This is a genomic window from Polaromonas sp. P1_E3 (assembly GCF_056405935.1).
The window spans coordinates 1-9,224 of the sequence record NZ_JBFUBD010000101.1; the positions used below are offsets into that span (position 1 = coordinate 1).

The following is a 9,224-nucleotide window of genomic DNA, read 5'->3' on the forward strand; positions in this document are numbered from 1 at the left end:
TAGAGCTTCCGCAGGGCCTGCACCTGCTGGCCAACCCGGTGGTGCTGGGCGTCAGCGGCTTCATGGTGTTCATTGAATTTTTTGCCGACAAGATTCCGGGGCTGGATTCGCTGTGGGATGTGGTGCACGGCGTGATCCGCATCCCCGCGGGTGCTGCGTTGGCGGCGGCGGTGTTTGGCGCAGACAACGGCCTGGGCGCGTTGGTAGCGGCGCTGCTGGGCGGCACCCTGGCCGCTACCAGCTTTGCCGCCAAGGCCACGACGCGCGCAGCCATCAACACCTCACCCGAGCCCTTCAGCAATATTGGCGCCTCGCTGGTCGAAGACTCGCTGGTCCCGGCTGGCCTGTGGCTGGCGATTGCTCACCCGCTGATTTTCGTCGTGGTGCTGGCTTTGGTGCTGGCGCTCAGCATCTGGCTGATCCGCGTTTGCTGGCGGTTCCTGCGTCAGCTGTTTATCCGCGTGGCCCGTATCTTCAGCGGGCGGCCCGACCCCGGCACCACTTCCGCATTTACCTTGAAGTCTCCTTTCTCAAAGAACGACCATGTTTAAAAAAATTCTTATTGCTAATCGTGGGGAGATCGCCTGCCGAGTCGCAGCCACTGCCAGGCGCATGGCCATCCAGTCTGTTGCGGTGTATTCCGATGCTGACGCGGGGGCCAAGCATGTCAGCTTTTGCGACGAGGCGGTGCATATCGGCGGCAGCGCACCCAAAGACAGCTATCTGCGTTGGGAGCGCATCATCGAAGCGGCCAAGGCCACGGGCGCGGAGGCGATTCACCCGGGCTACGGCTTCCTGAGCGAGAACGAGGAATTTGCCCAGGCCTGTGCCGACGCGGGGCTGGTCTTCATTGGCCCACCGGCCTCGGCCATCAAGGCCATGGGCCTGAAGGCCGAGTCCAAACAGCTGATGGAAAAAGCAGGCGTGCCACTGGTGCCCGGCTACCATGGCAGCGACCAGGACCCGGCGCTGCTCAAGCGCGAGGCTGACCGCATTGGTTACCCGGTGCTGATCAAGGCCAGCGCGGGCGGCGGCGGCAAGGGCATGCGCGCGGTCGACAAGACGGAAGACTTCGACGCGGCGCTGGCATCGTGCAAGCGCGAAGCCATCAACAGCTTTGGTGACGATGCGGTGCTGGTGGAGAAGTATGCCCAGCGCCCGCGCCACATAGAGATCCAGGTGTTTGGCGACACGCATGGCAATTACGTCTACCTGTTTGAGCGTGACTGCTCGGTGCAGCGCCGCCACCAGAAGGTGCTGGAAGAGGCGCCTGCCCCCGGCATGACGGAAGCCATGCGCAAGCAGATGGGTGAGGCCGCCGTGGCCGCTGCGCGTGCCGTGAATTATGTCGGTGCGGGAACCGTGGAATTTATCGTTGAGCAGCGCGCCGACGGCAGCATGAATTTCTTCTTTATGGAAATGAACACGCGCCTGCAGGTCGAACACCCAGTGACGGAAGCGATCACCGGGTTGGACCTGGTGGAGTGGCAGCTGCGCGTGGCCTCAGGCGAAAAGCTGCCGCTGGCGCAAGATCAACTGCGAATCCACGGCCATGCCGTCGAAGCGCGCATCTGCGCCGAAACACCCGACAACAACTTCTTGCCTGCTACCGGCACGCTGCACGTCTACAAGAAGCCGGCGCACACGGCATTTGAAAGAGGACAGGTCCGGGTGGATGACGGCGTGCGTGAAGGCGACGCGATTTCGCCTTATTACGACTCCATGGTGGCCAAGCTCATCGTGCATGGCGCCACGCGCGAAGAAGCGCTGGCCCGGCTGGACGACGCGCTGGCGCAGACCCGCATCGTGGGTCTGAGCACCAATGTGCAGTTCTTGCGCTATGTGGTGCGCAGCCCTTCGTTTGCCAAAGCCAACCTCGACACCGCGCTGATCCAGCGCGAAGAAGCCGTGCTTTTCAAGCAGGAGCCGGTGGGCCTGGCCATGGCGGGTGCGGCGGCGGTGGCCAAAGCCCTGCTGGATGAGCGGGCCATGGAAGGCGCAGACCCTTTCAGCCGCCGCGATGGCTGGCGCTCGCATGGTGTGATGGAACGCCGCTTTGAGTTTGAATTTCACGGCGAACCCGCCAAGGCAACGCTGGCCTACCTGCACGATGGTGCGCTGCGCCTGATGATTGGCGAGGCCTCGGGCCCGCTGGTGTTTGCCGAAACCGCCCAGGGCATTGACGTGCAGTTTGCCGGCCAGCGCATGACGGCCGCCGTGTATGCCCAGGGCGAGCTGGACCATGTGTTCACCGCCAAAGGCGCTACGCAAATCCTTTCCATCGACCTGCTGGCCCATGCGGGCGAAGCGCAGGCCGAAGGCGGCCGCCTCACGGCGCCCATGCCCGGCAAGGTGGTGTCGTTTGCCGTCAAGGCCGGTGACAAGGTGAGCAAGGGCCAGCCGCTGGCCGTGATGGAAGCCATGAAGATGGAGCACACCATTGCCGCGCCGGCCGACGGCACGGTGCAGGAGCTGCTGTATGCACCGGGCGACCAGGTGAGCGAGGGTTCGGAATTGTTGAAAATAGCCGTTTGATTTTTACTTTGCTTTGATTCAAACGGGATTCTTTTCATGCGCATCAGTTTTTGTTGTTCCGATATCAAACCCCAGCCTTGGGTAGACGGCCTGAAAGCCGAGTTTCCCGATGCGCAGGTGGAGCTGTGGTCCGCCGGCGCGGCGCCGGCAGACTACGCGGTGGTCTGGGCGCCGCCCCAGCAGTTCTTTGACGAGCAGCCAAAGCTCAAAGGCATTTTCAATATTGGCGCCGGCGTTGACGCGCTCATGAAGCTGCGGCTTCCAGCCGGCGTACCGGTGGTGCGGCTGGACGACGCCGGCATGTCCGTGCAGATGGCCGAGTTTGTGTGCCATGCGGTCATTCGCCACTTTCGCGAGCTCGACGGCTATGAGGCCGACATAGCCGAAGGCAAATGGTCGTACCGCAAGCCGCGCCTGCGTACCGACTACCCCATTGGTGTGATGGGCCTGGGCGTGCTGGGCGAGCGTGTCAGCCGCGCGCTGGCGCAGTTTGACTTTCCGGTCAATGGCTGGAGCCGCTCGCCCAAGACCATTGAGGGCATGCAGTGTTTTTCGGGCGATGCGGGCGGGCAGGGGTTTCAGGACTTTCTGGCGGCCAGCCGCATCCTGGTGTGCCTCTTGCCCCTCACGGCGGAGACGCGGGGCATCATGAACCTCGACACGCTGTCGCGGTTGCGGCCCGGCGGCTATGTCATCAACGTGGCGCGCGGCAGCCACCTGGTCGACGGCGACCTGATCACGCTGATCGACAACGGCCACCTGGCGGGCGCCACGCTGGACGTGTTTCACACCGAGCCGCTGCCGGCAGACCACCCGTTCTGGAAGCATCCGAAGATCACGGTCACGCCGCACACCTCGGCCCGTACGCTGCGCGAGGAAAGCATTGCCCAGATTGCGGGTAAGGTGCGTGCCGTCGAACGCGGGGAGCGGGTTGCTGGTATTGTCGATCCCCTGCGTGGCTATTGAAGCGCTGAAGCGATCGAAGTGCACGCTGCCGGAGCCTTATTGATGCCATCGTCCACATCCCACCGGTTGCTCAGTGTTTTGGGCTGGCTGCTGCTGGTGCCCAGCGGCTTGACGGCCCTGGCAGCGGCCTGGTTGCTGGCCTCGAGCCTGGGCCTTGGCAGCGACACCCGCACGGTGGCCGGGCGGGTGGTGGGGCATGAAGCGTCCCGCCTGAAGCTCAGCGCCGGCCAGAAAAGCATTGTTGAGTTTTCTGCGCATGATGGCCGTACCCTGCGTGTAGCGGACCCCCTGGTACGCCAGGGCGGTGCGGTGCACAAGGTCGGTGAAACCGTGAAGGTGCGTTACCCGGTAAACGACCCGGTGCAGGCCGAGATTGTGGGTTCCGTGCTGGTGCAGGGCTTCATGGGCGCGGCTCTTTTGTTGTTCAGTGCGCTGGGTGTGCTGGCTGGTGGCCTGCTTTTGTGGTTGCGCCCGCGCGGCGTGGCCCCTGCGGCCACCTGATCTTGAAAATCGAATACGGGAAAAACCATGGCCTTGCCCTCCAGAGTCAAAATTGTCGATGTCGGCCCGCGTGACGGCTTGCAGAATGAAAAAGCCCAGGTGCCGGCCGCGGTGAAGATCGAGCTGGTGCACCGCCTGCAGGACGCGGGCCTCACAGAGATCGAAGTCACGAGTTATGTGTCGCCCAAGTGGGTGCCGCAGATGGCCGACAACGCCGAGGTGATGGCGGGTATCAAACGCAAGCCCGGTGTGCGCTACTCGGTGCTGACGCCCAACATGAAAGGCTTTGAAGCCGCGATTGCGCCGCCGCGCGAACTGTGGCCCGACGAGATCGTGGTGTTCGGTGCGGCCAGCGAGGCCTTCAGCCAGAAAAACATCAACTGCTCGATCGCCGAAAGCATTGAGCGGTTTGCGCCTGTCGTGGCAGCGGCCCGCGAAAAGGGAATTTATGTGCGAGGCGCGATGTCCTGCACCGTGGGGTGCCCCTATGAAGGCGAGATCGCACCGGAGCGCGTTGGCATGCTCGCCGGCCTGATGAAGGGCATCGGTGTGCAACATGTAGGGGTGGCCGACACCATTGGTGTGGGTACGCCGCTCAAGGTGCAGCGCGCCATGGACGCCACCTTGAAGCACTTCGACATCAACGATGTCTCGGGCCATTTCCACGATACCTACGGCCAGGCGTTGGGCAATACGCTGATGGCATTGCAGATGGGTGTCTGGCAATACGACACCTCATCGGCCGGCCTGGGCGGCTGCCCGTTTGCCAAGGGGGCGACGGGCAACGTCGCCACTGAAGACGTGGTGTACATGCTGCATGGCATGGGCATTGAAACCGGCATTGACCTGGACAAGCTCATTGATGCGGGTAAATTCATCAGCGATTTCCTGGGGCGCAAGCCCAACTCCCGCGCGGCAACCGCGCTACTGAATAAGCGACAGAACTAATGTGCAATGACATAAAACCCAGCCGGGGCCGCGGAACCGGCTTTGCCGGGCCGCAGGCGCAGCGCCCCCTCGGGGGGCAGAGAGCTACATGCAATGAGCGAACGTGGGGGCCTGAGCATGTGTGGAGCTGAACTGAAAGCGTTGCCTGACGGCGTACAGCGGGTTGCTGCCGTGCTGCTGGACCGCGGTCACCTGCACGCGCCCGTCATGCTCGACGATGCCGCGCGCACTGCGCAGCAGGCGGCTGATGCGCTGGGTGTGCAGGTGGGCCAGATTGCCAAGAGCATTATTTTTCGCCGCAAGTCGGATGATGCCGCCGTGCTGGTGGTGACGTCAGGCGACCAGCGCGTCGACGAGAAAAAAGTCGAGGCCATGGTGTGCACCGACGGCAAGCGCCTGGCGCGCGCCGATGCGGAGTTTGTGAAAGCACGCACGGGATTTTCCATTGGCGGCGTGTCGCCGCTGGCGCATGCGACGCCGTCCGTGACGCTGATTGACCGTTCGCTGTTCCGCTTTGAAACGGTGTGGGCGGCGGCGGGCCACCCGCATGCGGTGTTCCAGCTGTCGCCACAGCAGCTTGAGTTGCTGACCGGCGCGCCGGTGTCGGACTTTGCGGTGAATGTGGACGAAGACAAACTGGCGCGCAAGCATGCGGTCGGGCTGGTGTCCCTGCGTGCGGCCACGCTGGACAGCGAGCCCGATGTTCCGTCGCCCTGCATTTCCGTGTGCCGCATGAATGCGGCTTCAGGCCTGTGCGAAGGCTGCTTTCGCACGCGTGATGAAATCGCGCAGTGGAGCGGGGCCGACGATGCGGCGAAGCGCCATATCTGGAAAACCATTGAGCAGCGCATGGCTGCGATGCAGCCATGACCAGCGTACACAGGGCGATGCCGGCGGCCGGTGATGCGCCTGCGATCAAGCACATCACGTGCTACTTCGATGTGATTTCGCCCTATGCCTACATGGCGTTTGAGCGCCTTCCCGAAGCGCTCAAAGGGGTGAGCTACAGCGTGGCCTACATGCCGGTGCTGTTCGCGGGCATGCTCAAGCACTATGGCCAGCTGGGCCCTGCGGAGATTGCGCCCAAACGCGACTGGACTTACCGCCAGGTGCTGTGGCTGGCGCACAGCCTGGGCATCACGCTGAAGATGCCGGCCAGCCATCCGTTCAACCCCTTGCCGCTGTTGCGCCTGGCTGTGGCCTGCGGCCCCGAGGGGCAGGGCGGGGCACCCAACCGCTATGTGTGCGAAACCCTCTTTCGCCATGTCTGGTGTGACGGTGGTGAAGCCGCTGACCCGGCCCGTTATGACGCGCTGCTGAAGCAGCTTGCACCTGCGCGCGATGTGCAGGGCGAAGGCGTGAAGGCGCAGCTCAAAAGCAATACCGAAGCGGCGATTGCCAAAGGCGTTTTTGGTGTGCCGGCTTTTGAGGTGGACGGCAAAATTTTCTGGGGTCTGGATGCGTTGCCGATGCTGCGCGAGTACCTGCTCGGCAGCCCCTGGTTTGACGGTGATGGCTGGAATACCGCGTGTAAGGTTGCGACGGGCATTCGACGCGGGGCCTAAGAAGGTTTTAAGCGTTTTCCCTGAGGTGCTTCGCATGCTGAAAAGTTCTTCAAGGGTTTCCCCTTGACTTGTCAGCCACGCATAAGTTTCGTGAAAGCTCCTGTTAGTTTCACGTCAGAGCTAGGTCAGGCAAAAACCAAATAATGAAGGTAGCTTCCATACCGGAAGTCTCATTATTTTGGAGACAACATCATGGCAACAGCCGTCGACAACAGGCCGATGACAGCCGAGCAGAAGAAGGTGATTTTCGCCTCCTCGCTCGGCACCGTATTTGAGTGGTACGACTTCTACCTCTACGGTTCATTGGCCGCCATCATCGCCAAGCAGTTCTTCAGCGGACTGGACTCGGGCTCTGCCTTCATCTTCGCGCTGCTCGCTTTTGCAGCCGGCTTCATCGTGCGGCCCTTCGGCGCGCTGGTGTTCGGCCGCCTGGGTGACATGATCGGCCGCAAGTACACCTTCCTGGTCACCATCGTGATCATGGGCTTGTCGACCTTCATCGTCGGCCTCTTGCCCAACTACGCATCCATCGGTGTCGCCGCCCCGGTGATCCTGATTGCCCTGCGCATGCTGCAAGGCCTGGCGCTCGGCGGTGAATACGGCGGTGCAGCTGTCTATGTGGCCGAGCACTCGCCACAGGGCAAGCGCGGCGCCTACACCTCCTGGATCCAGACCACCGCCACGCTGGGCCTGTTCCTGAGCCTGCTGGTCATCCTGGGTGTGCGTACCGCCATGGGCGAGGCCGCATTTGCCGACTGGGGCTGGCGCATTCCGTTCATCGTGTCCATCCTGCTGCTGGCCGTTTCGGTCTACATCCGGTTGTCCATGAATGAATCTCCTGCCTTCCAGAAAATGAAGGCTGAAGGCAAGACCTCCAAGGCACCGCTGTCCGAGTCTTTCGGCCAGTGGAAGAACCTGAAGATCGTGATCCTGGCGCTGGTCGGTTTGACCGCCGGCCAGGCTGTGGTCTGGTATTCCGGCCAGTTCTACGCGCTGTTCTTCCTGACGCAGGCGCTCAAGGTCGACGGCCCCACGGCCAATATCCTGGTGGCTTATTCGCTGATCCTGGGTACGCCTTTCTTCGTGATCTTCGGTACGCTCTCCGACAAGATCGGCCGCAAGCCCATCATCATGGCCGGCTGCCTGCTGGCCGTGGTGACCTACTTCCCCGTGTTCACCGCGCTGACCAAGGCCGCCAATCCTGACCTGGCCGCGGCACAAGCCAAGAACAAGGTGGTTGTGACTGCCGATCCGAAAGAGTGCTCGTTCCAGTTCAACCCGACCGGCACCGCCAAGTTCACCAGCTCGTGCGATATCGCCAAGCAGGTGCTGGCTGGCGCTTCGGTGAGCTATGACAACGTCGTCGCACCCGCCGGCACGGTGGCCACCATCAAGATCGGCGAAACCGCCATCCCCAGCTACACCGCCAAAGGCCTGAGCGCCGACGATGCCAAGAAGAAGGACGCCGAGTTCAAGAAGCTCGTGGCAGACGACCTGAAGGCCGCCGGCTATCCGAGCAAGGCTGATCCAGCCAAGGTCGACAAGGTCATGGTCACGGCCATCCTGTTCTACCTGGTATTGCTGGTGACCATGGTGTACGGCCCGATCGCCGCCATGCTGGTGGAGTTGTTCCCGACCCGCATCCGCTACACCTCGATGAGCCTGCCGTACCACATCGGTAACGGCTGGTTCGGCGGCCTGCTGCCCACCACGGCGTTTGCCATCGTGGCGCAGACCGGCAACATGTACAACGGCCTCTGGTACCCGATCATCATCGCCGCCATGACGCTGGTGGTGGGCACCTTGTTCATCAAGGAAACCAAGGACGTGGACATTTACGCCAACGACTGATGGGTTTTTGCGCCGGTGCAGGACAGGATCCCGCGCCGGCCTTTTCAGGCTGAAAAGCCTTGTGTTTTTTGAGCCCTCGCCATCCATTTGCCGGGGGCTTTTTTTTTGGGGAGAAAGAAAGATGTGGAAGATTGTTGTGGGTTTTATCGTGATTGCCGGGCTGGCATTATTTCTGTTGAACAAGGGCGGTGACATTGACATGGGTGGTGAGAAGCACGGTGCTTCGCAACTGGCCGCACCTGTTGCTGCCCTCGCCATGGACGCTGGTGTGCGAGGTTGAGTGAAGCCGTCAGGCAGGTGTCGACAGATGTTTTGCGTGCAGGACATTGCCGCAAACATGCCCGGAAAAGGTGCGTTGCCGGTAAAAATGAGGTAAATTGAATTAACAGAGACAAAAACAAGTCATTACAGCGTCTCTGAATATCAAGCACCGCAATGGTGGCGCCCTCGTGCATTTACTGGAGACCAGCCGATGATTTACACCAAGACGGAACTAGGCCAGACCGCCGTACAGAACCGGACCGTCGCATTGACCCCTCGGCAGCGCTCTGCCTTCATCATGTTTGACGGCAAACGCAGCATGGCCGATGTGGTCAAGGCCACCTCGGGGTTCGGTGTAACTGCCGAAGACATCAATCACCTGATTTCACTGGGCCTGCTGGCGCCGGTGGCAGTAGAGTCGCCGCCCGAGCCTGTTCCAGAGGTGTCGGCGCAGAACGCCGATGGCAGCCCGACCCTGAACGCGCAGGAGCATTATTCGAGGGCCTACCCGATTGCCACGCGGCTCACGGCCAGCCTGGGCCTGCGGGGTTTCAGGTTGAACCTCGCGGTGGAAGCCGCCGGTGACATCGACAAGCT

At 62.0% G+C, this 9,224-nt stretch carries 10 protein-coding genes; all 10 read left to right on the forward strand.

All coding sequences use genetic code 11. The features are described from left to right. Positions 1-551: DUF4126 domain-containing protein (locus AC1D0Z_RS12240; RefSeq protein WP_477658518.1), on the forward strand; the 551-nt coding region annotated here is incomplete at its 5' end. Next, positions 544-2,535, forward strand: coding sequence for an acetyl/propionyl/methylcrotonyl-CoA carboxylase subunit alpha (locus AC1D0Z_RS12245; RefSeq protein ID WP_477658519.1), 1,992 nt, complete (start codon positions 544-546; stop codon positions 2,533-2,535). The genes AC1D0Z_RS12240 and AC1D0Z_RS12245, both read left to right, overlap by 8 nt. A 36-nt stretch (positions 2,536-2,571) precedes the next feature. Continuing rightward, positions 2,572-3,501 carry a 2-hydroxyacid dehydrogenase gene (locus AC1D0Z_RS12250; protein WP_477658520.1) on the forward strand — a complete coding sequence of 310 codons (930 nt, stop codon included), beginning with the start codon at positions 2,572-2,574 and terminating at the stop codon, positions 3,499-3,501. A 42-nt stretch (positions 3,502-3,543) separates the two neighbouring features. Then, entirely contained in the window at positions 3,544-4,002 is a 459-nt protein-coding gene (locus AC1D0Z_RS12255; RefSeq protein WP_477658521.1) for a DUF3592 domain-containing protein, read from the forward strand. 27 nt (positions 4,003-4,029) lie between these two features. Continuing rightward, a complete protein-coding gene (locus AC1D0Z_RS12260) occupies positions 4,030-4,950 on the forward strand; it encodes a hydroxymethylglutaryl-CoA lyase (RefSeq protein WP_477658522.1) in 921 nt (306 codons plus the stop codon). Positions 4,951-5,043: 93 nt separating this feature from the next. Beyond that, positions 5,044-5,820 carry a YbaK/EbsC family protein gene (locus AC1D0Z_RS12265; protein ID WP_477658523.1) on the forward strand — a complete coding sequence of 259 codons (777 nt, stop codon included), beginning with the start codon at positions 5,044-5,046 and terminating at the stop codon, positions 5,818-5,820. A 44-nt stretch (positions 5,821-5,864) separates the two neighbouring features. Then, entirely contained in the window at positions 5,865-6,515 is a 651-nt protein-coding gene (locus AC1D0Z_RS12270; protein WP_477658527.1) for a 2-hydroxychromene-2-carboxylate isomerase, read from the forward strand. Positions 6,516-6,707: 192 nt separating this feature from the next. Beyond that, positions 6,708-8,366, forward strand: a complete 1,659-nt coding sequence (locus tag AC1D0Z_RS12275) for an MFS transporter (RefSeq protein ID WP_477658524.1) — start codon at positions 6,708-6,710, stop codon at positions 8,364-8,366. Positions 8,367-8,487: 121 nt separating this feature from the next. After that, entirely contained in the window at positions 8,488-8,646 is a 159-nt protein-coding gene (locus AC1D0Z_RS12280; protein ID WP_477658525.1) for a hypothetical protein, read from the forward strand. Between the two features lie 192 nt (positions 8,647-8,838). Further along, on the forward strand, positions 8,839-9,224 hold a 386-nt coding region (locus AC1D0Z_RS12285), incomplete at its 3' end, for a hypothetical protein (RefSeq protein ID WP_477658526.1).

Bases quoted from the DNA above. Each gene is read 5' to 3' on its own strand.
- AC1D0Z_RS12245 (WP_477658519.1), top strand. From the start codon at position 544: ATGTTTAAAAAAATTCTTATTGCTAATCGTGGGGAGATCGCCTGCCGA.
- AC1D0Z_RS12250 (WP_477658520.1), top strand. From the start codon at position 2,572: ATGCGCATCAGTTTTTGTTGTTCCGATATCAAACCCCAGCCTTGGGTA.
- AC1D0Z_RS12255 (WP_477658521.1), top strand. From the start codon at position 3,544: ATGCCATCGTCCACATCCCACCGGTTGCTCAGTGTTTTGGGCTGGCTG.
- AC1D0Z_RS12260 (WP_477658522.1), top strand. From the start codon at position 4,030: ATGGCCTTGCCCTCCAGAGTCAAAATTGTCGATGTCGGCCCGCGTGAC.
- AC1D0Z_RS12265 (WP_477658523.1), top strand. From the start codon at position 5,044: ATGAGCGAACGTGGGGGCCTGAGCATGTGTGGAGCTGAACTGAAAGCG.
- AC1D0Z_RS12275 (WP_477658524.1), top strand. From the start codon at position 6,708: ATGGCAACAGCCGTCGACAACAGGCCGATGACAGCCGAGCAGAAGAAG.
- AC1D0Z_RS12280 (WP_477658525.1), top strand. From the start codon at position 8,488: ATGTGGAAGATTGTTGTGGGTTTTATCGTGATTGCCGGGCTGGCATTA.